This window comes from Iodobacter ciconiae (genome assembly GCF_003952345.1).
Lineage (GTDB): Bacteria > Pseudomonadota > Gammaproteobacteria > Burkholderiales > Chitinibacteraceae > Iodobacter > Iodobacter ciconiae.
In genome coordinates, this window is record NZ_CP034433.1 from 2,225,709 (window position 1) to 2,249,211 (window position 23,503).

General features: G+C 51.7%; 20 protein-coding genes and 3 tRNA genes. 10 read left to right on the plus strand and 13 right to left on the minus strand.

Annotated elements, in window-relative coordinates:
* The first annotated feature begins 10 nt into the window (after window positions 1-10).
* The gene (locus EJO50_RS09705; RefSeq protein ID WP_125973716.1) at window positions 11-643 is read left to right on the plus strand and encodes a Fic/DOC family protein; all 633 of its coding nucleotides are present in this window, start codon (window positions 11-13) and stop codon (window positions 641-643) included.
* Here EJO50_RS09705 and EJO50_RS17170 read toward each other — a convergent pair.
* Window positions 627-803, minus strand: a complete 177-nt coding sequence (locus EJO50_RS17170) for a hypothetical protein (RefSeq protein WP_164521481.1) — start codon at window positions 801-803, stop codon at window positions 627-629. The two genes, EJO50_RS09705 and EJO50_RS17170, sit on opposite strands and share 17 nt — an antisense overlap.
* A gap of 142 nt (window positions 804-945) precedes the next feature.
* On the opposite strand from EJO50_RS17170, the gene EJO50_RS17615 reads away from it, so the two are divergent.
* Complete coding sequence (locus EJO50_RS17615) at window positions 946-1,185, plus strand: DUF1016 N-terminal domain-containing protein (protein ID WP_206434358.1); 240 nt, start codon at window positions 946-948, stop codon at window positions 1,183-1,185.
* 10 nt (window positions 1,186-1,195) lie between these two features.
* Window positions 1,196-2,008 carry a PDDEXK nuclease domain-containing protein gene (locus EJO50_RS09710; protein WP_267900651.1) on the plus strand — a complete coding sequence of 271 codons (813 nt, stop codon included), beginning with the start codon at window positions 1,196-1,198 and terminating at the stop codon, window positions 2,006-2,008.
* Between the two features lie 260 nt (window positions 2,009-2,268).
* Here the strand turns inward: EJO50_RS09710 and EJO50_RS09715 are convergent, their stop codons facing one another.
* The 4 genes from EJO50_RS09715 to EJO50_RS09730 form a co-directional block, all read right to left on the minus strand.
* The gene (locus EJO50_RS09715; protein ID WP_125973718.1) at window positions 2,269-2,508 is read right to left on the minus strand and encodes a hypothetical protein; all 240 of its coding nucleotides are present in this window, start codon (window positions 2,506-2,508) and stop codon (window positions 2,269-2,271) included.
* On the minus strand, window positions 2,501-3,484 hold the full coding sequence (locus tag EJO50_RS09720; RefSeq protein ID WP_125971014.1) for an IS110 family RNA-guided transposase: 984 nt from the start codon (window positions 3,482-3,484) through the stop codon (window positions 2,501-2,503). The genes EJO50_RS09715 and EJO50_RS09720 overlap by 8 nt, the downstream gene beginning before the upstream one ends.
* A gap of 181 nt (window positions 3,485-3,665) precedes the next feature.
* The gene (locus EJO50_RS09725) at window positions 3,666-3,986 is read right to left on the minus strand and encodes a hypothetical protein (RefSeq protein WP_125973720.1); all 321 of its coding nucleotides are present in this window, start codon (window positions 3,984-3,986) and stop codon (window positions 3,666-3,668) included.
* The gene (locus EJO50_RS09730) at window positions 3,974-7,939 is read right to left on the minus strand and encodes a Pls/PosA family non-ribosomal peptide synthetase (RefSeq protein ID WP_125973722.1); all 3,966 of its coding nucleotides are present in this window, start codon (window positions 7,937-7,939) and stop codon (window positions 3,974-3,976) included. The genes EJO50_RS09725 and EJO50_RS09730 overlap by 13 nt, the downstream gene beginning before the upstream one ends.
* A 231-nt stretch (window positions 7,940-8,170) precedes the next feature.
* Between EJO50_RS09730 and EJO50_RS09735 the strand changes: the two genes are divergently transcribed.
* Window positions 8,171-8,752: a sugar O-acetyltransferase gene (locus tag EJO50_RS09735; RefSeq protein ID WP_125973724.1), complete on the plus strand. Its 582-nt coding sequence runs from the start codon at window positions 8,171-8,173 to the stop codon at window positions 8,750-8,752.
* 7 nt (window positions 8,753-8,759) lie between these two features.
* Here the strand turns inward: EJO50_RS09735 and EJO50_RS09740 are convergent, their stop codons facing one another.
* Together EJO50_RS09740 and EJO50_RS09745 are read right to left on the minus strand one after the other, a co-directional pair.
* On the minus strand, window positions 8,760-9,425 hold the full coding sequence (locus tag EJO50_RS09740; protein WP_125973726.1) for a DNA alkylation repair protein: 666 nt from the start codon (window positions 9,423-9,425) through the stop codon (window positions 8,760-8,762).
* Window positions 9,426-9,572: 147 nt separating this feature from the next.
* Window positions 9,573-10,049, minus strand: coding sequence for an endonuclease domain-containing protein (locus EJO50_RS09745; RefSeq protein WP_206434360.1), 477 nt, complete (start codon window positions 10,047-10,049; stop codon window positions 9,573-9,575).
* A 23-nt stretch (window positions 10,050-10,072) separates the two neighbouring features.
* On the opposite strand from EJO50_RS09745, the gene recB reads away from it, so the two are divergent.
* The 3 genes from recB to recD all read left to right on the plus strand — a co-directional run bounded on the left by recB (window position 10,073) and on the right by recD (window position 16,653).
* On the plus strand, window positions 10,073-13,723 hold the full coding sequence (gene recB, locus EJO50_RS09750) for an exodeoxyribonuclease V subunit beta (RefSeq protein ID WP_125973728.1): 3,651 nt from the start codon (window positions 10,073-10,075) through the stop codon (window positions 13,721-13,723).
* Between the two features lie 432 nt (window positions 13,724-14,155).
* Window positions 14,156-14,776, plus strand: a complete 621-nt coding sequence (locus EJO50_RS09755) for a 3'-5' exonuclease (protein ID WP_125973730.1) — start codon at window positions 14,156-14,158, stop codon at window positions 14,774-14,776.
* Between the two features lie 194 nt (window positions 14,777-14,970).
* Window positions 14,971-16,653: an exodeoxyribonuclease V subunit alpha gene (gene recD, locus EJO50_RS09760; RefSeq protein ID WP_164521482.1), complete on the plus strand. Its 1,683-nt coding sequence runs from the start codon at window positions 14,971-14,973 to the stop codon at window positions 16,651-16,653.
* Window positions 16,654-17,063: 410 nt separating this feature from the next.
* Here recD and EJO50_RS09765 read toward each other — a convergent pair whose 3' ends face one another.
* The 4 genes from EJO50_RS09765 to EJO50_RS09780 all read right to left on the minus strand — a co-directional run bounded on the left by EJO50_RS09765 (window position 17,064) and on the right by EJO50_RS09780 (window position 21,327).
* Window positions 17,064-17,825, minus strand: coding sequence for a class II glutamine amidotransferase (locus tag EJO50_RS09765; RefSeq protein ID WP_125973734.1), 762 nt, complete (start codon window positions 17,823-17,825; stop codon window positions 17,064-17,066).
* A gap of 71 nt (window positions 17,826-17,896) precedes the next feature.
* Window positions 17,897-18,682, minus strand: coding sequence for an enoyl-ACP reductase FabI (locus EJO50_RS09770; RefSeq protein ID WP_125973736.1), 786 nt, complete (start codon window positions 18,680-18,682; stop codon window positions 17,897-17,899).
* 141 nt (window positions 18,683-18,823) lie between these two features.
* The gene (gene ygfZ, locus EJO50_RS09775) at window positions 18,824-19,807 is read right to left on the minus strand and encodes a CAF17-like 4Fe-4S cluster assembly/insertion protein YgfZ (RefSeq protein WP_125973738.1); all 984 of its coding nucleotides are present in this window, start codon (window positions 19,805-19,807) and stop codon (window positions 18,824-18,826) included.
* A 260-nt stretch (window positions 19,808-20,067) separates the two neighbouring features.
* Window positions 20,068-21,327: an AsmA family protein gene (locus EJO50_RS09780; protein WP_125973740.1), complete on the minus strand. Its 1,260-nt coding sequence runs from the start codon at window positions 21,325-21,327 to the stop codon at window positions 20,068-20,070.
* Between the two features lie 72 nt (window positions 21,328-21,399).
* On the opposite strand from EJO50_RS09780, the gene EJO50_RS09785 reads away from it, so the two are divergent.
* The 3 genes from EJO50_RS09785 to EJO50_RS09795 all read left to right on the plus strand — a co-directional run bounded on the left by EJO50_RS09785 (window position 21,400) and on the right by EJO50_RS09795 (window position 21,760).
* Window positions 21,400-21,475: transfer RNA gene (locus tag EJO50_RS09785), tRNA-Asn, on the plus strand.
* Window positions 21,476-21,526: 51 nt separating this feature from the next.
* Window positions 21,527-21,602 (plus strand) — tRNA-Asn (locus tag EJO50_RS09790).
* Between the two features lie 82 nt (window positions 21,603-21,684).
* A tRNA-Asn gene (locus EJO50_RS09795) sits at window positions 21,685-21,760 on the plus strand.
* Window positions 21,761-21,886: 126 nt separating this feature from the next.
* Here EJO50_RS09795 and EJO50_RS09800 read toward each other — a convergent pair.
* Together EJO50_RS09800 and EJO50_RS09805 are read right to left on the minus strand one after the other, a co-directional pair.
* Window positions 21,887-22,687, minus strand: coding sequence for a class I SAM-dependent methyltransferase (locus tag EJO50_RS09800; protein WP_125973742.1), 801 nt, complete (start codon window positions 22,685-22,687; stop codon window positions 21,887-21,889).
* Complete coding sequence (locus EJO50_RS09805) at window positions 22,684-23,490, minus strand: M90 family metallopeptidase (RefSeq protein WP_125973744.1); 807 nt, start codon at window positions 23,488-23,490, stop codon at window positions 22,684-22,686. The genes EJO50_RS09800 and EJO50_RS09805 overlap by 4 nt, the downstream gene beginning before the upstream one ends.
* Between the last annotated feature and the right edge of the window lie 13 nt (window positions 23,491-23,503).

The following is a 23,503-nucleotide window of genomic DNA, read 5'->3' on the forward strand; positions in this document are numbered from 1 at the left end:
AGGCTTAGTCATGAATAACCGCTATGCAGTAGGTGGTGCACAAGGTGCTTTTGAACCCAATTCGAATGAGCTGGTATTAGCCAATAAGTTGGGTATTGCCTCGCCAGACGATATGAACGAAGCCGAGCTGGTTTTGCTGCAACAGTTGTACCAGTTGGTTCTGATTGATGAATTTCCAGACCGGCAAATCACAGTGGCTGACTTGCAGGATTGGCATCATCTTTGGCTGGGTAATGTCTATGATTGGGCCGGCTGTGTGCGCTCGGTGAATATGAGCAAAGGTGATTTTCACTTTGCCGCTGCGGCGCAAATCCCGCGTTTGCTTGATGGTTTTAAACGTGATTGTCTGGCGCGGTTTACACCTTGCTCTGGATTGACTCGGAGCGATTTAGTAGAAGCCATCGCTGTCTCACATATCGAGCTGATTTTGATTCATCCATTCCGTGAGGGAAACGGGCGCTTGTCCCGCTTATTGGCCGATGTGATGGCGGTACAAGGCGGCACGGAGCCTCTGGATTACAGTGTATGGGATGCGAATAAACCGGCTTACTTTGCAGCAATTCAGGCCGGGATGCAGTGTAACTACCAGCCGATGAAATATTGGGTAGATCTGGCGCTAGGCGAAATTAACGCGCCAGCTTGAGCGAGGCAAATTTGCCAGAGGGTTGTTTGAGTTTATTTTCGAGCTGCTGGATGCTTTGCCCGGTTTCAATTGCGGTTGAGCTGGCAACTGCACGCAATAATGCTTTAGCGGTAACAGGACGGCAACGGGCATAGGTTTTAAGTTGAACTAATTTGGTCATGGTACATCGCTATAAAAATGCGTCTACTGATTATACAGCAAGGCCAAAACAATAAAATTGGCTTTATTAGTAAGTATCCATGTAAATAGCAAAACTGCCCCATAAATTTTAGAAGCAAGCCCAAAAACGATACTGGATTGACATGGCACTGAGCACTCACAGCGATTATCAGCAGCTCTTAGAGCAAATTTCTACCAGCTATGGCGAGGCCAGACTGCGCGCGGTGCAGGCGGTTAACCAGCAATTGGTCGCCAGTTATTGGCAGGTGGGGCAGCATATTGTCGAATTCGAGCAAGGCGGTCAAAGCCGTGCGGTGTATGGCAAAGATTTGATTAATCAGGCTATCGCGCGATCTGGGTTTGCGCCATGGCAAGGGTTTTAGCCAAAGCAATTTGATACGCTGCCGTCAGTTTTATCTGGGTTATCCAAATAGTGCGACAGTGTCTCACCTATTGACGTGGTCACACTGGATTGAGCTGCTCAAAATTGACGATGTATTAGAGCGCAGCTTTTACGAGCAACAAACCCTGCTGGAACGCTGGTCGGTGCGAGAGCTGATCCAGCAAAAAGAGAGTGCGCTGTTCTTACGCTTGGCTGCCAGCAAAGATAAAGCGGGCGTTTTGCAGTTAGCTACGCAAGGTCAACAAATCGAACAGCCCGCCGACCTGCTGCGTAAGCCGTATATATTCGAATTTTTAAAAATCCCCGAGCCCTACCAAATTGCGGAAACGCAATTGGAAACGCTACTGTGCGACCATTTACAGCCCTTTTTACTAGAGCTGGGTAAGGGATTTACTTTTGTTGGGCGGCAGTATCGTATTACGCTGAATAACCGCCATTACAAAGTGGATTTGGTGTTTTACCACCGCATTTTGCGCTGTTTTGTGTTAATTGATTTAAAGATCAATGAAGTACAGCATCAAGATATTGGTCAGGTGAATATGTATTTTGGCTATTTTGCTCAGGAAGAAAATATCGAGGGAGATAATCCACCCATAGGGATTATTCTGAGCCGCAATAAGGACGAATTGCTGATTGAATATGCCACTTATCAAATGAACAGCCAACTGTTTGTCCAAAAATATCAACTGTATTTGCCCAATCAGGAAGACTTGCGCCGCGAACTAGAATTAACATTGCGCGAAGGTACAGAAAATGCCAGCCAAAGCGCTAAGACATTGCTAGATGAAAATGATGATACATAAGAAAGGGGGCCAGTTGACTCCGGCCATTTGCAGTTAAAACAGCACTATTCAGATTCAATACACAACAAAATGTATCAGAGAAAATCTTAATGAGTAAGATTAGCAAAAATCGTGTTGCTGCACTATAGCGTAAAGATAAATCCTGATATTGATAAAAACAATGAAACTATTTTATTTATTAATTGGGAAAATACAGAAAATAATAATTATGCCATTACTGAGGAAGTAACTGGAAAAGAGACAAACTTAAAATTCCAACATCAGCCACACACCGAAACAATCCCCTCCCCTATCTGGCGCTGCCACAACAATCTGCTTTGCGCTAATTTCATATCCCGCCCCTCTGACCATTCCTTCAGCCCCATTTTGCAAGCCTTTGTTCTGGCTTCCAGCTCGCTCCACTCCTTGGCAAAGAGTAATGCTTGCTCTGGTTCAGGCAACTGGCCAAGTGTTCGGGCAATGGCAGGAGAAAAGTAGATACCGTCTTGCCGGTCAAGCATTTTGATACTCAGCTTGATACTTTTTCTGTGTTTTCAGCACGCCGAAGCTCAGGTGTACCAGTTTGCGCATGCAAGCGCCCAAGGCAGACATTTTGCTCTTGCCTCGGGCAAGCAAACGTTCAAATAAGGCTTTGACGTGGGGGTTGTATTTTGTGGCAACAATAGCGGCCATATAAAGTACTGCACGTATTTGCGAAGGGCCAGCTTTGGACAGTTTAGCGCGACCTAATAGTGACGAACCTGATTGTCGCTCGACCGGCACCAAGCCCAAATAGGCCGATAGTTGTTCGGCTGTATTGAACTGATGCATGTGCATCACAGCCAACAATTGTGTCCCACTTTGCGGTCCAATTGCAGGGATGCTTTGTAGTAAATCCAGGTCATTTTTCAGTCCTGGATGGCGGTCGATGTGATCGTCGATTTGGCTTTGCAGCTTTTTGAGTTGCGCGTTTAGAAAGGCGATGCTGTCGTTAATCGACTGATGAATCAGCTCTGGTGTAACAGTCGACTGTGCTTTTTCTTGGCGATTTTGTTCGCGCAGCAAGTCTTGCAGAATCGCTTCGCGGCGGGCAAGAAACCCTTTCAAAATGCGGGCTTCGGGCGGCGGAGGCAGCCACGCGGCAGGGTTAATCATGGCGCAGTAACGTGCCAGCACTTGGCTATCAACGCCATCGGTTTTGGTGCGAACAGCGAGGCCTTGGCCAAAATGTTTGACCTGTGCGGGATTGGCAATCGAGACGCACACGCCAGCATCATGTAGCAGCGTAGCGGCTAATTCGTGATACACGCCAGTGGCTTCCATGGTGACGTGCAACTGATCATGAGGGATGTGATTTTTAGTCAGCCAGGCCAGTAAATCGGCGAGACCTTTGGCGGTATTGGTAACGACTTTGGCTTTGCCTTTGAGCGGGTCAAGCTGGGTTAGCAAATAACAATCGAGTTTAGCTTTAGCCACATCCATACCAAGATAAAACATGAGAACTCTTCCTGTAAAAAAGCCTAATTCGCCCACTTGCCTTGTGCATACAGGGTCAGCGCCCTTGGCTACCGTTCAGTGTCTGATTTGGCGAAAGAAGAGAGGCGAAGGGTTTGATCTACAAGAGAAGGTCAATGCCTTAAGGTTGGGCCCAAACTCACTTTGCCTCGTGTGGTAGTAGCTAACCACCACAGGGAACAAGATACAAGAGTTGGGCGACTTCTGGCAGTTCGGCAAAGTGTTGGATGGGGGTGATGTCTGCGCCTAGTATGGCGCATTTAGATAGGGCACAGATGGCGTAATTGCTGCTGTAGGAGAGTGATATTTGCCACGGGCCGGTGGCAAATACAGGGCAGCTGGGGGTTTCCAGCAGTTGGCCGCCTGATCTTGGCTGCACCTGGGCGTGCAGCCATAGGCGGATTTGGGCTGCTTGATGCTGGCGGCTGGCGCTGTTTTTAAACAGCGCCAGCTCAAACAGATCGTGGGCAATTAGCTGCGGCATGTGCGCCAGGGTACGGCGGGGCTGCCGGTCCAGGCCTGGCAATCGGGGATGGTTTCGCCTTTTACCACGAGGGTGAGCGGGCCCAGGCGGGCGCCGTTGCCGACGATGGCGTCGTACAAAATGGTGCTGCGCGGGCCAACATTAACCCCCGCGCCGATTTCTACGTGGCCGATTTTCATGATGCGGTCTTCAAACAAATGGGTTTGCGGGCCGGACCATGCATGCAGCACCGTATCGTCGCCGATGGTGACGCAATCAAATTCGGTAATGTCAGTGGTATCCATAAATACCCCGCTGCCAATCTTACAACCCATGCAGCGAAACGCCATGGGTAGCCATGGGGTGCCGCGTAAGAAGTTAAAAAAGTTGGGAACGGCAATGGATTCGTAAAGGCTGGTTAGTGCTTCGCTGCGCCATACAAAGGAGGTCCACATCGGTGCAGAATGCGGGCGATAGCGGCCTATCATCAGCCATTTCAGCACCACAACAAACACAAACGAGCCTATGCCATATAAAACCCCGGCGATCATCAAGGCCCAGAATACGCCGTGAAAGTCTTCCCTTTCGGCAAAGGGCATCACTTTTAAAACGGTGAGATAGCCGACGGTAATGATCACCGCCAGCGGCATCACAGTACGCAACCCTTCCACAAAGCCCCGCGCTAAGCGCCGCGCCAGACTCGGTTTAAAAGTGAGGCTGTCGGCAAAACCCGCCACCTGCTCACGCGCCGGTAAAGACAGCGCCGGGCTACCCAACCATGTCTGGCCGGATTGCATACGATCATTGGCCGGGGCGCGGGATTGCACGCCGATCAATACATCGTCGGGGATGATGCTGCCATCGGGCACGTAAGCGCCATTGCCTACAAAGCTGCGATTGCCCACTACGGTGGGGCGTAGCGTCATCCAGCCTCTATCAATTTCTTCATCGCCCAGCATCACCGCATCGGCAATAAAGCTGTCTTCCCCCAGGGTAAGCAAATCGGGCACCACGCCAATAGCGTTAGAAATCTCCGTGCCACGCCCTACTTTTGCCCCCAGAAAGCGATACCACCAGCCTGCGTAAACCGATGCATACAGGCCGTGCAGTATATTAAGGCTGGATTCCTGAATCTGATTTGTCAGCCAGCGGCGGTAATACATCGTGCCAAACACGGGCCAGCTGCCCAGCGGATTACGCGGCAGCAGCAACCAGCGTACAGCGGCCGAGCCAAGCAGTGTCAGCACAATCAGCACCGCGCTGGCTGGCAGTGCCAGCATCAGGTAAAACATAAACGCTTCGGGCAGCGCCACGCCTTGTTCGGTTAGATCAAACCAGTGCCCGTCCAGCCAATCGATCAACAAAAAGCTGGGGAAAACCGGCACAAAAAACAAAATGGCAACCAGTGCCGATCCGCCTGCGTAAGCCAGCCCATGCAGGCCACGCAAAGCGGAGTTACGCTTAGGGCGTTCCGGCATAGCCGGCGGCAACTGGCTGCTTTTGCGCGCTGGCGAGCCGCTCCAGACTTCGCCTGCGGCAATTTTTTGCCCGACCGATAGCGCCGATAAGCCCTCCAAGCGGCCTAAATCGCCCACGCTGGTTTCTGATTGCAAGATGGAATAAGAGCCGATATAAGCATCCTTGCCCACGGTAATCGGGCCCACTTCCCAGTGATCGCCCTGCACCCTGAAGTTTTCAAAATTAACCGAAGCGCCAATGCTGGCGCCATCGCCTATGCTCAGCAAATCATAAACACGCACACTAATGGCCGACAGCGCCACGTTTTTACCAATTTTTGCACCCAAGGCACGCAAATACAGCGATTGCAAAGGCGAGCCGGTTAAGAAATACAGCGGGGTAATATCCAGTAAGCGATCCGACAGCCACCAGCGAAAATAAGTAAAACCATAGAGCCGGTAGCGGCCTGCTTTTAGCCGCCCCAGCACCAGCCATTTACCGGCAATGACGATGGCAAAGCTAAATAATAAGCTGCCTAAATACACTAAAATGGCCGCTGCTACCGCCAGCCCCAGACTATCTCCCTCCTCCCCCGTCATAAAGTGATAAGTAAAAAACGGAGCCAGCCACAACAACATGCGCAGGCCAATTAAGAAAGGCAAAGTGGCCAGCTGTGCGCTGCCACAACATAGCCGGCGTAAGAATGGCACTTTTTTTACCGGCTCTGCCACAATTTCTTCAGGCTGGATCTGGGCCAGCGCATCCAGGCGGGTGGCGATTACTTGTAAAGTGCGGCTTTGGTAAATATCCTGTACGGTCATACCGGCATAAGCCGGATTACGCCGCAAGATGGAGACTAAGCGCGCCGCCAGTAAGGAATGCCCGCCAAGCTCGCCAAAAAAATCATCCACAAGGCGTAGCGGCTGACCGGGGAACAGGGTGGTCAGCGCGGCAAACAGGGCTTTTTCTGCATCGCTAACCGGCTCATCGCTATCCAGGTTTTTACCCACAGGCAGGATCAGCTCGCGGGCTTTCAGCGTTTTTCTATCGATTTTTCCTGAGGTCAGCCTGGGTAATTCGCTTATAAATTCAAAGCGAGCAGGAATCATATAGGGCGGCAGGCAGCGTTTTAGCCCGTTTTTTAAGGCGGCCGCGTCTACTCCTTCGGCCACCACAAACGCCACCAGCTGATCGATGCCTGCCAGCTCGCGCAGCAAAACAGCAGCCGTGCCTACGCCGGAAATCTGGCAGAGCGAAGCTTCAATTTCGCCCAGCTCTACCCGAAAGCCGCGCACTTTTACCTGATCATCGGTGCGGCCTAAGCACTGAACCTGGCCCGCTTCATCAATACGCGCCAAATCGCCAGTGCGGTATAAGCGCCGCTCATGCGGGAATTCTTCGAGATTTGAAAAGGGATTGTCGAAGAATTTTTCGGCGGTTAATTCAGGGCGGCCCAAATAGCCATCGGCCACGCCGGGGCCAATAATGCACAGCTCGCCGGTTTCACCCTGCGGCAATAAGCGGCCATCTTCGCTGCGCACCAAAAGACCATAATTGGGCAGCGGCTTGCCGATAGTCACCGGCTCGCCACGGCGCAATTGGGCCAGGCTGGCCGACACCGTGCATTCGGTAGGGCCGTAAGTATTAAACATCTGCCGCTCTGGCGTGGCCCAACGCTCTACCAGCGATTCCGGGCACATTTCGCCGCCCAGATTAATAATCCGTAAGCCGGGTACTTCCTGACTAAACAGCGCCAGCAAGGTTGGCACGGCGTGCAGCACGGTGACTTTTTCCTGGTTTAATATCGCCGGCAAAGCGTCAGGATCGCCCGTCAATATTTTAGGCGCCAGCCACAGCGATGCACCCACCAGATAGCTGATCCAGATTTCTTCAAACGACATATCAAAGGCGACCGAAAAGCCCTGATACACCTTGTCATCCTGACGCACACCCAACACTGAGTTTTCGCTGCGCAAGAAATGGCAAATACTGCCCTGGCTGATCGGCACACCCTTGGGTTTACCAGTTGACCCCGATGTGTAAATCACATAGGCCGGATGGCTGGGGAGTAGGCCCTGGCGGCGCAGCAAATCGCCCGTAACCGGTGCAGACAATTGCGCGCTGCTCAATACCGGCACGCCCGCTCCGGCTAGATCGCCATCGCCCACCAAGAGCACCGCCGCCGCATCTTCCAGGCAAACCTGCATGCGATCAACCGGCGTATCGGCCTCAAACGGCAACCAGGCCGCGCCCGCTTTAGCAATGGCCGCTTGCATAATCAATAGCGCAGCACCACGCGGCAGGCACAGGCCAACGATTTGCCCTGCCTTTACGCCAAACTGAATTAAATGATGCGCGGCCAGATCGGCGCGGTGGTTCAGCTCGGTATAAGTCAGCACTTCTGATTGCCAATAAATGGCCGGATGATCAGGAATACGCTGCGCCGTGTTTTCTAATAAATCAGCCAGCGTTTCAGCGCGCAATAGTTCAGGCAGATAAGGGCCACGAAGAATCATAGAGGTAATCTGTCCTGGATAATAAAAAACCCTAAGTCTAACAAATAATTGATATAAACCTATTTAAAAAGACTCCAAAAAATATAAATAAGGCAGACACCGCTAATTGACGTTCTATTTTGTATGCTATACGGATAAAACATGCCTGATCAAAGATTAAATTGGGAATTTTACAGCTGGTACTCACTCATTACGCGATGGCAAGATAGCGCATTCGTAAAGGAGATTTAAATGAGTGAAGCAGATAAAATGTGCGCTGGCCAGTATTACAACCCCGACGATAAAGAGCTGGTAAAAATGCGTGTGGCTGCACGCTTATTGAGTGAAAAATTCAATCGCACTTCTGCTCTTAAATTAAAGAAACGCACGCGTATTTTAAAATCGCTGCTGGGTAAATGCGGCAAAAATATCTATATAGAGCCCACATTTAATTGTGATTACGGCAGCAATATTTATATTGGCAAGAATTTTTTTGCTAATTTCGGTTTAATTATTCTTGATGCAGCCGAAGTACGAATTGGCGATAATTGTTTTATTGCGCCACAGGTAGGCATTTATACCGCAACACACCCGATTGACGAGCAGGAAAGAATCCAGCGCATCTGCTATGCAAAACCTATTTATATTGGCGATAGCTGCTGGATAGGCGGGCATGTCACGATTAATCCCGGTGTTACTTTAGGTAATAATGTCGTTGTGGCGTCAGGTGCTGTGGTGACCAAATCTTTTGGCGATAATGTCATTATTGCAGGCAACCCGGCAAAAATCATCCGGCATATAGAGCCAGCAAATTCAGTCAGCCCCGCAAAATAAATTGATTTTATAAATGCTTCGCCGCTTCTTTGCGGCTAAGTGGCGATAATTGCCCGCCCATTTCTGCCAGAAATACCCGGATTGCGGCAGGGTTATGCCAAGCGTATTCCCTTAGTGCCCAGCCTATGGCTTTACGAATAAAAAACTCGGTTTCAGGTGCAAGTTGCCTGGCATAGGTTTGCAAGCGGATCACATCGGTTTCATCCTTCCAGCCCAGCTGATGCAGCATGGCAATACGCCTGATCCAGAAATCCGGGTGGTGCAGTGCGGCGTCCATCTGGCTTTGCTGGGCTTTGTCTGCCCTGACAATCGATCCAATCACTTTGACCAGAGCATCTACCGTCTCCCACCAGGATTTCTGTAAAGCTAAATCAAGTAAGGCCGGGATATTAGCGCCACTTAAGGTCCTGACATGCCTTGCCAGTAAATCCACGGCGATATATTGGTATTCACGCTGCGGCAAAGCCCACAGGCCCTGCGCTTCAGTAATTAAAACACTGGCACTGGCGGGCTTTAGCTGCTTGATCAAGGGCATGGTTGCAGCACGGCGGGCGGGAGCGGCCACACCCAGAAATTCAAACTGATCGCGCTGGTAAGCGCGCATGGCAATCGCAGCAGAATCATTGGCTAAAGGCTGCATCGCGCTGCAGATATTTTCTTGAAAGGAAGTCATAGGTTCTCTTCAATTGTTTTTTATGTCTGGCTTCGTGTCTTGCAAATCCCCCTACCCCCCCTTTTTCAAAGGGGGGATGAAATCATTCTTAATCATATTTAAGTTAAGCAAGTCGAGCTTGGCCTTTTTGAAAATATAAGAAGCAAATCAATTTAGCCTATTCATGCCCCTAGCTTTTACCCCCTTTGAAAAAGGGAAGCAAGGGGAGATTTGTTTTTCAACCGCATCAAAAATCACCTGCATCACTAGGTCTAATTCTTGCAAAACCTGTCTGTTATCAAATCGCAATACCAATAAGCCCATTGCCGCCAACACCTGATCTCTTTCCTTATCATGGCTCTGATGTGCCTCTTCAAAATGCTGAGGTCCATCCAGCTCAATCACTAGACTAGCCGCCGCAGAATAAAAACCCACAATAAAACCTGCCAAAGGTTTCTGCCGATAAAACTGCACACCCAGCAACTGTTTGCGGCGCAGCCTTGACCAAAGCAATTGTTCCGCATCAATCATATGCTTACGCAGCTCTGGAGAAAAAAGCTTCAGGCCGGTTTTATATGGCCCAAAGATATTACTCAGCGCCATCACCAAGTCAGGCTGAACCTTTATAATCCCACCACCGCTCATCCTCCGCCCCGTCTGGAATACCCATGAATCTTCGCCCCCTAAATCTGTTTGAGATGCCACTGGCCGGCCCGCATATGATCGAGGCCAGCGCGGGCACGGGGAAGACTTGGACGATTACCGGTTTATATACAAGGCTGGTGATTGAGCACGGCTTAAAAGTGCCTGAGATTCTGGTGGTCACCTTCACCGAGGCCGCCACCGCCGAGCTACGTGATCGCATCCGTGGGCGGCTCGCGGAGGTGTTGGAATCTTTCGAGGGGGAAGAGGCGCTTGATCCGTTTTGTGAGCAGCTATTAATTCAGCATGCCGACCGGAGAACTGAGGTAATGCGCCGCTTGCAGCGCGCCATTGCCAGCCTGGATGAGGCGGCAATTCATACCATTCACGCTTTTTGCCAGCGGGTGCTGGTGCAATCGGCCTTTGAAAGCGGTGCTGATTTTGGTATGGAAATCCTCAGCGATACCGGCCCGGTGCTGGATGAAATTGCCGCAGATTTCTGGCGCGAGCAGGTTTACCCCAGCGATGCCATTTACACCGAATACTTACTTAAAAACAAAGCTAGCCCCGCAGAATGGCTGCGGGTAGTTTACGGCTATCTGGGCCAACCGCTGTTGCATACCGTAGAGCTGGGCACGCCTGCCGACACCACTGAGCTGAGTGCGGCGCTACCCGCAGCTTTCGAGAATTACCGCCAGCTTTGGAGCGTGCATTCAACCACCATTAAGGAAATGTTGCTGGAGCTGTCTGCTAACAAAGCCTTAAAGCAAACCAGCTATAAGCCCGATCAATTAGAGAAAGCCTTTTTGCTGATTGATGACCATATCGCGGGCAATGGTGGCTGGCAGGATATCGACAGCAAGGAGCTGATGAAGCTCGGCAGCAGTAAGCTCATCAGCGGCACCGCCAAGGGCAACGCACCGCCTGAGCACGCTTTCTTTGATGCTGTGGAATTGCTGACCAGCCTGATTAACGATTTAAGCGCGGCTTGCCAGCTACGGCAAAAACAAGGCCTAGCCGAGCTGCGCCGCCGCTGCGATATCGAGCTGCCCGAGCGCCTGGCCCGCCGTCAGCAATTATCTTTTAACGATCTGTTGCTGCGCGTATGGCAAGGCCTGACCGCAGAGGGCGGTGAGCGCTTAGCGATCGCCATGCGCCGCCGCTACAAAGCCGCGCTAATTGATGAGTTTCAGGATACCGACGGTATTCAGTACGATATTTTCTCGCGCGTGTTTGCAGACGGCAGCACGCCGCTGTTTTTGGTGGGGGACCCTAAGCAGGCGATTTATAGCTTTCGCGGCGCGGATATTCACGCCTATCACCAGGCCGAAACCCTGGTGGATGCCAAAGAAAGCCTGGACACCAATCAGCGCTCGGTGCCGGCTTTAGTCACCGCAGTCAATACCCTGTTTGAGCGGCCAGCGGAAGCTTTTGTTGATCCGCATGTCAGCTTTAGCGCGGTAAAAGCCGCGAGTAAACCTCGTCCGGAATTAATTGTTGATGGCGAAAATGACACGCCTGATACAGGTAGGAAAAGCGCCCCTTTTCGCTTTCAGTTTTTACCCGAGCCTGAAGGTGTATCGGACAAAGGCGTGCAAATCAGCTGGCCCAAAGAAACCGCCAATCATCTGGCCGCCCAGATCACCGCACAAGAGATCGAAAAGCTGCTGCGCTTGGCTGGGGAAGGCAAAGCCAGGCTGGCAGATAAGCCACTCTCGGGCGGCGATATGGCCGTGCTGGTGCCCGATCGCTTTCGGGCCAAAGCCATGCAGGATGCGCTTACCCAGCTGGGCGTGCCAAGCGTGCTGCGGGTAAGAGACAGCGTTTGGGAATCGCAAGAGGCGGTCGAGCTTTATACGGTGCTCGCCGCCATTAGCGAGCCAGCCAAGCAAGGCCTGGTGCGCGCCGCGCTAATTAGCACCCTGCTCGGCAACAATGCCGCCACCCTGCTGCGCTTGGAAATCAACGGTTGGGATCAGATTGCGGACGCCTTTGCCCACTGGAAAAAAATCTGGCAAACACAGGGCTTTATTCCGATGTTCAGAGAATGGCTGGAATACCAAGGTTTGGATGGCTTGAATGTGGCGCAACGCTTACTTTCTTTGACGGATGGCGAGCGGCGGCTGACTAATCTATTACAACTGGCCGAGCTACTGCAAGCGCACAAAGCCACCGGCTTGGAGCAACATCTGGCGTGGTTTAGCCGGCAGAATAAAAACGCTGGGGACGAAGCCCTGCTGCGGCTGGAAAGCGATGAAGACCGCGTGCGCATCGTTACCCTGCACGCCAGCAAGGGCCTTGAATATCCCATCGTGTTCTGCCCGTTTTTATGGGATGGCCGCCTGCTGGGCAAGCACACCGAGGCGGTGCGCTATCATCAAAACGGCAAAGCGTGGCTGGATTTAGGCAGCGAAAATTTTGATGAGCATAAAGACAGCGCCAAGCGTGAAGCCTTTGAGGAAAAACTGCGCCTGCTTTACGTGGGGCTGACCCGGGCCAGAAACCGCTGCTATATCGTATGGGGCAATATCGGCCTGAAAGATGGCCGGGGTTATGCAATTAGCGACGGCCTGTCGCAATCGGCCATGGCCTGGCTACTGCATCCCCTCTGCCGTGAGCATGGCGATGTATTAGAAGCGCAAAAAGAGCATTTAAAAGCTTACGATCATGCAACGCTATTGGGCGAAATTACGGCAATGTGTGAGCAACAGCCAGAAGTCTTTGCCCTGCACGATGCACCCAGTGGCGCGCGCACCGGCCTTAAAACCACCCCGGCCGAGCCGCTGGTTTTTAAGCCTTACCTTGGTAAAAAACTCTACCCCACATGGCGGGTTGCCAGCTTTTCTGGCATGACCGCGCACAATCATTCCGAAGGGCCGGATAGGGACAGCGCCAGCAATGCGCCGGAAACCGATTCATCCGCAGCCCCCGAAGGCCGATCGGTATTTAGCTTCCCAGAGCGAGAAGCCGCCGCCACCGTGGCCGGTACTTGCCTGCACGCCATTTTAGAAGAATGGGATTGGCAGGACGCAGATGCACTGCTCGCCACCACCGCCAAAGAGCTGGAGCGCCACGGCATACCGGAGCATTGGTTAGAAATCGTCAGCCAAATGGTGCAAGACACCGTATCGGCGCGGCTCGATGGCAAGGGGCTGACCTTAGCCAGCATCCCGCCCAACAAGCGCGTGGCTGAAATGGAATTCACCTACAGCGTAAGCCACTGCCAGCCAGAGCGGCTGATTGCAGCGCTGCAACATCCATCGCTCCCGCCTGAGTTTAGAGCCGCCTCCGGCACGCTGGATTTCTTCCATATCAACGGTTTTTTAAGAGGCTTTATCGATCTGGTGTTTGAATACGAAAACGCCTTTTACGTGCTCGATTACAAAAGCAACTGGCTGGGCAACCGCGTGGCCGACTACGCCCCCGCCCACCTCATCCCCGCCATGGCCCAGCACCACTATTATCTGCAATACCTGATCTACAGCGCCGCAGTGCGCCGCTTCCTGCGCCAGCGCTTACCCAACTTTAGCGACGATCAATTCGGCGGAGTCTACTACTTATTTATGCGCGGGCTAGGCAAGCAAGACGGGCAAAACGGCGTGTACTTCAGCAAGCCCAGCATGGAATTGCTGGATGATATTGAAGTGGCGTTGATGGGGAATGCTGTGAAAACCTAAGATCTGCAGAGACAGAAAAAACCCAAATCTTAAACCACGGAGGAAAAGGAGAACACGGAGGGCCACGGAGAAAAACATATTTTTTAAAATGTGATTTGCTGTGAGTTTTTCAGTATTTAAGAACACCGTAAACTGGATTTATATCGTTGCTCGTTGCACGGGGCTTAAAAATCCCCTTGAAGCACACCGAAGCGAGGAATAAGCGGGTCGGGGTTTCGGAAAAGGGGTAGCGAGGCAGCGAGCGAGCAGCCTTTTCCACCGAGCCGATTATCCGCAGTGAGGGGCCTTCGTGCTGGTCGGGGCGGCCTTCTTTGCTTACTTTCTTGGCCGTTCAAGAAAGTGAGTCCCCAGCGGGGGAATCCCGCACCAAAATCAGCGTGCCGAAGGCACTTAAAATTACTTCCGAATAATATCAATTATTAAAAAGACCCCATGATTTCATTCAACCGCCCTATCGTGATGCTGGATTTTGAAACCACCGGCATCGCCCCTTCCGACCGCATCACTGAAGTGGCTGCGCTGCGAATTGTTGACGGGCAGATTACTGATCGCTTTGTCTCCTTAGTCAATTGCGGCGTGCGTATTCCCGCCTTTATTACCCATCTCACCGGCATCAGCCAGGCCATGGTGAACAAGGCACCGCCTGCCAGCGAGGTAGTTCCGGCGCTGATCGAGTTTATCGGCAGCGATGCGCTGTCAGCGCACAACGCCAGCTTTGACGCGAAGTTTCTATTGGCCGAAAGCCAGCGCGTTAATCTGTTGCCGCAATACCAAGGCTTGCATTGCACGCTTAAACTATCGCGCCGCTTATTCCCCGGTATGAGCAATTACAAACTCGCCACTTTGGCGGCAAGCTTGGGCATACGCTTTCAAGGCACCGCCCACAGGGCCGAAGCCGATGCGGAAGTCTCGGCCCATTTGCTGATCCATATTGCCCGGCATCTGGCCAAAACCTGCAAAATGCAGCAGATTGATTTGGACCTGCTGGAGAAGATCAGTAAAACAGTCGCCGCCAAAGTGCCGGAATTTTTAAATACGCAGAAAAAAGCCTAATATCGTCGCCAGAGAAAACATAGTGAAAGACAAAACCCAAATCTTGAACCACGGAGAAAAAGGGAAACACGGAGGGCCACGGAGAAAACTCCCCATGATTTTCTCCGTGAAGCTCCATGCCTTCTGTGCTCTCTGTAGTTAAAGTATTTGAGTTTTTTGCAGTTTTTTTATCCGTTTTGCTTCAAGAGCCCCCCATGCCAGACTTTGCCTTTGAATTAAGCCGTAGTTTTGAACGCCTTTGCGGGCCGCAATCGGATGAGCTACGCGCCACGCTCGCCAAGCTGTGTGCAGCACTGGCGGCTGGGCATAGTTGTATTAAAACTGCGCCGCAGAACAGCCCCTTAATCGGCAGGCCGGGCGAATTTAAGCCGCTTACACAGGATAAAGACCGGCTCTATCTCACCCGCTATTGGTGGTATGAATCGCAGCTGGCGAAACGCCTGCGACAATTGGCAGGGGAAAAATGCGATGTGGATCTGGCTAGGCTTGCCAGGCTGCTGGACGAGCTTTTCCCTGCATCAAGCATTCAGCCCGATTTGCAAAAAGTAGCTGCCGCAGCAGCGGTAATGCAAAAGCTGACGGTAATTTCCGGCGGGCCGGGCACGGGTAAAACCACCACCGTGCTGCGCATTCTGGCTGCTTTGCAAATCATGGGAGACAACACGCTGAGCATTAAAATGGCCGCGCCCACTGGTAAGGCGGCAGCCAGAATGAGTGAATCCGTGCGGGAGAGAAAAGCGAGCCTTGCTGTCACGCCCGAAACGCTGGCCGTCATCCCAGAAACCGCATCCACCCTGCACCGCTTACTGGGGCCACGCCCTGATGGCAGCTTCAAGCATCATGCCGCTAATCCGCTGGCGCTGGATGTGCTGGTGGTGGATGAAGCATCGATGATCGATCTGGCCTTAATGGCGCAGCTGGTGGAAGCCCTACCCGCGCACGCCCGGCTGATTTTGCTGGGGGACAAAGATCAGCTGGATGCAGTAGATGCCGGTGCAGTATTTGCCGAGCTGTGCAGTTTAAAATCGCCCGATGCTGATTTTATTCAGGCACTTAAAAGTGCTACGGGAGTTGAAATCAGCAGCAGCAAAGCGCCAGCCAGCTGTGTGGGCAATGCAGTGATGACGCTAGAGCACAGCCACCGCTTTGCAGCAGGCGGCGGCATTGGCAAGCTGGCAAGCTTGGTGAATTCGGGCGACGCCAAGGGCGCATTGGCGCTATTGCAGCCGGATGATTTATTTGCCGAAGCGGAAACAGAACTCGGCTGGCAGCCCAGTAGCAAAACGCTGCTCAGCCGCTGTGATCAAGGCTACGCGGCTTACTGGCAAGCCGTGCAGGCAGGCGATGTGGATGCGGCTTTTGCCGCCTTCGATACCTTCCGCGTGCTGACGGCCCTGCGCGAAGGCCATACCGGGGTAATGGGGGTGAATCAGCAGCTGGAAGCGCACTGGCAGGCTAAAAAATTCGTCCCCGAAAACAGCCTCTGGTACGCAGGCCGCCCGGTTTTAATCACCCAAAATGATTACGGCGTGCAGCTCTATAACGGCGATATCGGCCTCACCTTTATTGAAAACGGCGCGCCCCGCGTGGCTTTCAAAGGCGAAGGCAACACCCTGCGCTGGTTCAGCCCCGCCCGCCTGCCCGCCCATGAAACCGCACTGGCCCTCACGGTACACAAAAGCCAAGGCTCGGAATTTGACGAAGTGATCTTATTACTGCCAGATCAGCCGCACGAACTACTCAGCCGCAGCCTGATCTACACCGGCCTTACCCGCGCCAAGAAAAAAGTCGAGATTTGGGGAAGTAATGACGTGCTAAGCAAAGCCATTGCCAGGCAATCGATCCGGCAAAGCGGGCTGGCGGCGGCGTTGAGGTAGAGGGTACTAGTGGCGTGGTGAAGCAAACCCAAATCTTGAACCACGGAGGGCACTGAGAACACAGAGAAAACCAAATGATCTCAAGCCGTTGCTTTGCTTTTACATCAGTAAACAAATAACAAAAATAATGACTGTGCTCTCGGCATAGGGCTGAAAATCCCCTTGAAACACGCCGGAGTGAGGAACAAGCGGGGAGGGGTTTCGGCCAGGGAGCGAGGCAGCGAACCAATCCCGCCTGCCGCCGACTCGATTGTCCGCAGCGAAGGGGCCTTCGTGTTTCGTGGGGTGGCCTTCTTTCGCTTCCTTTCTTGTCCACATAAGAAAGGAAGGTCCCGCGGGACGCCCGCACCTAAATCAACGTGCCAAAGGCACTAAAAAAGTCTTTTTGACTTTGCCTTCCTTACAATACCTTACCCCGGTATCCCATCCACAAAGCACAGCAACTCACCCGGCTGCATTTTGATCCAGGTTTCATTGTCGGTCAGCGGCTGGGTGGCGATGACGGCGACCCTGTCGTTTTGCGTGGTGACTTCGGAAAAATCGATACTGATATCCGTATCATTCAGATGCGCCAGCGTAAATGGTGCTTTGCGTACGATGTAATGCAACTCGGTACTGCAATGGGCAAATAAGGCGCTGCCATCTGAGAGCAAAAAATTGAATGTACCGACAGCCATCAGGGTGCTGGCCAGCTCGGCCAGCGCTTGCTTCAAAACCGGCAAGGGCGGGCAGCTTGCAAAGCGCCGGGCAAGCTCGGATAAAATCCAGCAAAAAGCGTGTTCGCTATCGGTATGACCCACCGGCATAAAACGGCTGTTGCTTAGATCCGGCCACTCCGGCAAATTGCCATTATGTGCAAAAATCCAGTAACGCCCCCAGAGCTCACGGCGAAAAGGGTGAGTATTAACCAAGCTGATCTGCCCCTGTGTGGCCTTACGAATATGGGCAATCACATTGCTTGATTTAATCGGGTAGGCCCGTACCAGATCGGCAATAGGCGAGCTGGCCGATGGCAGATAATCCAGAAACATCCGGCAGCCATCACCTTCAAAAAAAGCGATTCCCCAGCCATCAGAGTGATGATCTGTCAGCCCGCCGCGACGCCGGAACCCTTCAAAAGAGAACACAATATCAGTAGGCACATTGCAATTCATACCGAGCAGCTGGCACATGGCCTTATTCCTTATACATATAAATGCAAAAAACGCCCGGTAGCGGGCGTTTTCAATGGAGTAAAACCTGATCAGCTTTCCATCGCGCCCGCACCGTGGCTAAAGCCACAATCCACCATGACCACTTCGCCGGTCATACCTGATGACAGGGATGACAAGAGAAAAGCGGTGACATTGCCTACTTCTTCCTGTGTCACATTGCGTTTTAGCGGGGTGCCGTCCGCAGCGCGTTTTAACAGCGTGCTAAAGTTAGCAATACCGGCTGCAGCCAGTGTTTTGATCGGGCCGGCAGAAACGGCATTCACACGGATAGCACGATCGCCACCCAAAGCAGCAGCCATATAACGTACATTGGCTTCTAATGAAGCTTTAGCCAAGCCCATTACGTTGTAATTAGGGATAGCACGCTCTGCCCCCAGATAAGTCATGGTCACTAAAGAAGCGCCTTCGCTTAACATAGGACGGGCAGCCTTGGCTAAAGCGGCAAAACTATAAGAGCTGATATCGTGCGCAACATGGAAAGCTTCACGGCTAAGGGCATCAAGGTAGTCGCCCTTCAGTGCTTCACGCGGAGCAAAACCAATCGAGTGAACCAAGCCATCCAGCTTGTCCCAATGCTTGGCAAGCTCGACAAATACTTCGGCAATCTGCTCGTCACTGGCTACATCACAGGGCAGAACCAAATCAGTATCGAAGTCTTTTGCCAGATCAACCACACGCTGACGCAAGTTTTCGCTTACATAAGTGAAAGCCAGTGTTGCACCTTCACGTTTAGCTGCCTGAGCAATGCCGTAGGCAATAGAGCGGTCTGATAACAAACCGGTAATCAGGATTTTTTTGCCGGCGAGAAAGCCCATACAAACACCTTTAATATATGTAATTAAGATACAGAGGGCGGATTATAGACGAAACCACGTCCATTGACGCCAACCATCACCGTTAACGCTCTTTTCGCCATCATTGCACTTTGCAAATCAGCCCCAAAAGCATCGTACTTTTTATAATGAATAAGGTAAATCAAGCATTTCAAGCAAAGGGCCATCTATAGAGCCCAAATGTAAACCATGCTCCAGGCTGGCAATCTGGGCTACCAGCAAAACTTCCCAGCGCCCCTGCCCTGCCTGTGCAGCCAACATCACCTTACCACTGGCTTGGCCATTCATTTCACTACTAAACACATCTTGCCCGGCCCCGGCAAGCTCCGTTGCAATACGGGCACGATACATACGGCGCTTTAGCTTACCCAAATATTGGGTTCGGGCTACAATTTCCTGCCCCGGATAACAACCCTTGGTAAAACTCACGCCGCCAATCAGCTCTAAATTAGCCATTTGAGCAACAAAAGCCTCTTGTGTGGCGGCGCTAACCCAGGGCACACCCGCACGAATATCACTTAAACGCCAAAGCGATTCTTCTGCAGCGACAATGCCTGCCGCTGCCAATTTCTGCCAAAGCGCCAAAGCCGCGTCTGCAGTAATCACCAGCTGGTAACGCTGGCCCGGCAAAGCAATCACTGTGCAGTTTTCTTTATGCATGCTGACAAAGCTGACATCAGGCAGAGCGCCTAATACCGACGACAATTTTTCAGTAGCCAAGGGACCAGCCACGCCCAATAAACAAAGCTCGCTGCTTGCATCTCTGGCCTTGGTTTTTGAGCGCATCACAAACATGGATAAACGCTTTTGAATGGCCTCCTGCAACTCAGCCGCAATCTGCAGGCAGTAATCATTCCCACGGCGAAAAACCAGAAAACTAGCCAGCATACGGCCCTTGGCCGTGGAGTAGCTGGAATACTGAGCCGCATTTTCACCCAGAGCCCGCACATCACTGGAAAGCTGGCCTTGCAAAAAAGCCTCTGTTTCATCACCGCTAAATGCGATCACAGCAAAATTTGTCAGCGGGCTCATCACTGCATTTTCTGCTAGGGCCTGCAGCTCATCTGCGCCAGATTGCAATTTGCCCTGTAGATCTGTCCAAGCCATGGAGTGCCCTGCTGTTTGCTAGAAAAGCGTCATTATAAAGAGATTAACGCCAAGCACGCGAATCAGCTTAGCAATGTAAATTGAATACGGAATATTAAACAGCCGCCAGCTTGCTCGTGCAATAAAGAGCGCTACTAACCAGGGGCATGGGTAAGGATGCCACACATATTACGCAGGCTTCCCCCAGAAAAAGCTCATGGCAAAACATAAGGTATAAGCATTTTTCCGTGAGGCCTGCCGCTATTTAAACTTATCCCGGTTTACTGAATCGGCTCAATATCTACGGGAGCCGGGGGCTGCACACCTGTTCTTGCCACACTTCCGGAGTTTAAAGCCGGCTTGCTCAGCTCACCAGAGAGGCGAATCTGATTGGCAATCAACAATACTCCCGCCTGCAAACGCCCCGAGACCGAACCATTTAACCGCCCGCCAGCAATTTGCACAGCACCCTGGGCATTAAACTTACCGGCCCCTAATGCCATGCTTTGCAGCTGCACAGCATGATCACGGATCCGCATTTTTCCTTTTAAAGTATCAAAACGTGTTTGCCCTCCGCGACCTGCAGGCGTTTCACCAGCACGTAGCTGCGCCACCAGATCCATATTATGAATTGAACCATCACGAACCAGGAAATTGGCATCTATCTGGGGCTGAGCAAAGAGTTTCAAATAGTCCGCAGCACGGAATATAAATTGTGCCTCTGCATCCATACGGCCAGAAACAAAAGTGGCTGGGCTAAATATTTTGCTTAATGGCTCGGAATGAACGCCCTTTGCCACCAGCTGGCCCTGTAAATCCCAGTTGGTTTGCCGGGTCAGCTGTGCTTTACCACTTAAAACACCACCATAAGCTTCACCACGGATATCGTCGATAAGCAAGCCTTCCGGCGAGCCCTCGCCACTCATATAAAGCTTTTCAAAAACAACAGGGTAACCCAGCGGTAACTCCCAGCTGCTCGCCTGCACAATCACTCCAATATTGTCGCCTTTAGGCTTGATATGAACATCAAGACGCCCCTGTTCATCAGCCAGCTGCAAGTCATCCATCGTGCCATTTTTAGTAAACCGGATCACACCATCAATCGGGCCCAGCTCTCCCTGCTCCAGCAGCACGCTCGCCTTACTCAGCGCCACATCGCCCAGAGTAATCCGGTCTTGCTCAAGTGCAGCAAAGCGTTTTGGTAAAGTAAACGCTAAAGCAGGGCGTAATTTCACCCCTGCTACCGTTACATTTTTTAAACTATTACCGCGCTGAAACACATTAAATAAGTTAACAGGCACACTAATTTGTTCAATTTTTCCGGCATCACCATCAATTTTTACGTTATTTAACGTAAAAACAGGCCATGGCTGATAGGAAAAAGCGACCGTTTCAAGCTGAACTTGCGCCTGCAGCAAGCTGGAAAGACGTTTTTCCAGCTGCGGTTTGTAGCTATTTAGTGGCAAGATCAACGGTAAAGATGCAATTAATACAAAGAATAAAAGTAAACAAAACAACAGTGTTCTTATTTTTTTCATCATGACATCTCGAATAATTCATACTTTGTGTTGACAGAAAGGAGTTCGGATTCTACCATACGGGCCTTCATCGATTCCCTGATAGCTCAGTTGGTAGAGCGACGGACTGTTAATCCGCAGGTCCCTGGTTCGAGTCCAGGTCGGGGAGCCAGATCATCTTACGATACTCGGCTTCGATGAGAAAGTAGATCGTAATAGTTATTCCCTGATAGCTCAGTTGGTAGAGCGACGGACTGTTAATCCGCAGGTCCCTGGTTCGAGTCCAGGTCGGGGAGCCAATATTTAAAGGTGCTGCAGAAAAAGCAGCTTCTTTTTTCTGAGCTGAAACATTTAGTCATCAGAAATAAAAAACCGTTTTATTCCCTGATAGCTCAGTTGGTAGAGCGACGGACTGTTAATCCGCAGGTCCCTGGTTCGAGTCCAGGTCGGGGAGCCAGTTAAAAAAACCGCAGTGAAAACTGTGGTTTTTTTTCGTCCGCCACTCGCTCACCATGCCTCGGTGAGTCAAAAGAACCAGTCAAATCAAGGTGAATACGCACCCCCATACTGTGTGAATTCGATACTAATCAGTTGATCGGCCCAGTGGCAAATAGCCATCAAAACGTGTGCTTTCTCCGCCAAAAACAAAATCAGGCTTCACCCCGGCCATAAGCGGGGCAATACGCGGGCGTTTTACAATCACGCGTTTTTTGGCTGTATGCCTTGCGGGCTGCAGCAGCTCATTGGCGTCCGGATCATCACCAATCACGGTTTGAAACGCCGCCATTTCTTTTTTAGATTTGGCGCGTTTTGTCGGGTCTGGAAACATCGGGTCTAAAAACACCACATCAAACTCAGGAACCACAGCAGGTGGATTGAATAAATAGTTAAACGCCTGCCCTGCCAGTAATTTAGCCAGCTCCTGATGGCCATCGCCAAACACCAAACGCATCCGGCCTACGATCTTGCCAATAGCCGCATCGGCCTGTGCGCGGCGTAAGCCATCTAATAATAGGGCCACGGCTACGGGTGAGCGCTCAATCAGCGTCACTTCGCAACCTAAAGACGCCAACACAAAAGCATCTCGGCCAAGGCCGGCCGTGGCATCGAGAACTCTTGGCACATATTCGCCTTTAATCCCTACGGCTTTAGCTACCGGCTGACCACGCCCACCGCCAAATTGCCGGCGATGCGCAGCGGCTCCGCCGACAAAATCAACCGCAACCGTGCCTTTTTCGCCAAGAGTTACCAGCTCCAGCCGCTCATTTTGCCAGCAAAGATAATGACCAGCCCCCTCTGGCAACACGCTCCAGAGCGGTAAACCTAAAGCGGTAATTTGCTCACAGATTTCAGGGCTAGCCCCTGCCTGTAGCAAGCCGATCATACCCAGCCCCCTTTCATAAACACGGGTCTGTATTGATACTGCGGCCTGCGCGCTGCAGGGTCCTGGCGAAAAAATAAGCTCAGTTGTTGATACACGTCGGGATAACTCTCAAACAATAAATGGGGAGCCGCAAAAAACGTTTCGCTGCACACAGCCAGACATTCTGCCGGATTTTCTGCGGCATAGAGATCAATTGTGCCCGTTTCACCCATCAGAGCCTGCCGGCCTAAGGCCTGAAATGCCTTAGAAAACACCTTTTTCCAGCGTGCATAGCTCATGCCCTGATGCAGCGGCGGGCAGCCATTTGCGCTACCGGAGCGCATATCCAGCTTATGCGCCATCTCGTGTATCACCACATTGCTGCCGGGATGATATGGCGCCTCAATCACATCCATCATCGACAGCAAAACGGCGCCCTGATGCCGCGCCTGCCCGGATAAAACACGTATTTCCTGATGCACAAGACCAATTGAATCGGTGTAAAGATCACGGCTGATAAAGCGCCCCGGATACAGTACCACCTCCTGCCAGTCGTCATACGCATCAAAGCCCAGATTAAGAATGGGCAATGTGGCCTGCACCGCAATCAGTAAACGTAATTCGTCGTCAATCTCTAAGCCATGTACTGGCGTGATTGTCTTGGTATGCAAAAACCATGCGGCGTGATCCTTAAGCTGATTAAGCTCTGCCTCATTCAAACCTTGCAACAGAGGCAAAAGCAGCATTTTTTGCCACAAAACACCCTGTACAGGCTGGCTGGCCAGATAACGCCGCCGGGTATGCTGGCGCAAAAAATTAAACATAGGGCAAATCCAG

Bases quoted from the DNA above. Each gene is read 5' to 3' on its own strand.
- EJO50_RS09705 (WP_125973716.1), top strand. From the start codon at position 11: ATGAATAACCGCTATGCAGTAGGTGGTGCACAAGGTGCTTTTGAACCC.
- EJO50_RS17170 (WP_164521481.1), bottom strand. From the start codon at position 803: ATGACCAAATTAGTTCAACTTAAAACCTATGCCCGTTGCCGTCCTGTT.
- EJO50_RS17615 (WP_206434358.1), top strand. From the start codon at position 946: ATGGCACTGAGCACTCACAGCGATTATCAGCAGCTCTTAGAGCAAATT.
- EJO50_RS09715 (WP_125973718.1), bottom strand. From the start codon at position 2,508: ATGCTTGACCGGCAAGACGGTATCTACTTTTCTCCTGCCATTGCCCGA.
- EJO50_RS09720 (WP_125971014.1), bottom strand. From the start codon at position 3,484: ATGTTTTATCTTGGTATGGATGTGGCTAAAGCTAAACTCGATTGTTAT.
- EJO50_RS09725 (WP_125973720.1), bottom strand. From the start codon at position 3,986: ATGCCGCAGCTAATTGCCCACGATCTGTTTGAGCTGGCGCTGTTTAAA.
- EJO50_RS09730 (WP_125973722.1), bottom strand. From the start codon at position 7,939: ATGATTCTTCGTGGCCCTTATCTGCCTGAACTATTGCGCGCTGAAACG.
- EJO50_RS09735 (WP_125973724.1), top strand. From the start codon at position 8,171: ATGAGTGAAGCAGATAAAATGTGCGCTGGCCAGTATTACAACCCCGAC.
- EJO50_RS09740 (WP_125973726.1), bottom strand. From the start codon at position 9,425: ATGACTTCCTTTCAAGAAAATATCTGCAGCGCGATGCAGCCTTTAGCC.
- EJO50_RS09745 (WP_206434360.1), bottom strand. From the start codon at position 10,049: ATGAGCGGTGGTGGGATTATAAAGGTTCAGCCTGACTTGGTGATGGCG.
- recB (WP_125973728.1), top strand. From the start codon at position 10,073: ATGAATCTTCGCCCCCTAAATCTGTTTGAGATGCCACTGGCCGGCCCG.
- EJO50_RS09755 (WP_125973730.1), top strand. From the start codon at position 14,156: ATGATTTCATTCAACCGCCCTATCGTGATGCTGGATTTTGAAACCACC.
- recD (WP_164521482.1), top strand. From the start codon at position 14,971: ATGCCAGACTTTGCCTTTGAATTAAGCCGTAGTTTTGAACGCCTTTGC.
- EJO50_RS09765 (WP_125973734.1), bottom strand. From the start codon at position 17,825: ATGTGCCAGCTGCTCGGTATGAATTGCAATGTGCCTACTGATATTGTG.
- EJO50_RS09770 (WP_125973736.1), bottom strand. From the start codon at position 18,682: ATGGGCTTTCTCGCCGGCAAAAAAATCCTGATTACCGGTTTGTTATCA.
- ygfZ (WP_125973738.1), bottom strand. From the start codon at position 19,807: ATGGCTTGGACAGATCTACAGGGCAAATTGCAATCTGGCGCAGATGAG.
- EJO50_RS09780 (WP_125973740.1), bottom strand. From the start codon at position 21,327: ATGATGAAAAAAATAAGAACACTGTTGTTTTGTTTACTTTTATTCTTT.
- EJO50_RS09800 (WP_125973742.1), bottom strand. From the start codon at position 22,687: ATGATCGGCTTGCTACAGGCAGGGGCTAGCCCTGAAATCTGTGAGCAA.
- EJO50_RS09805 (WP_125973744.1), bottom strand. From the start codon at position 23,490: ATGTTTAATTTTTTGCGCCAGCATACCCGGCGGCGTTATCTGGCCAGC.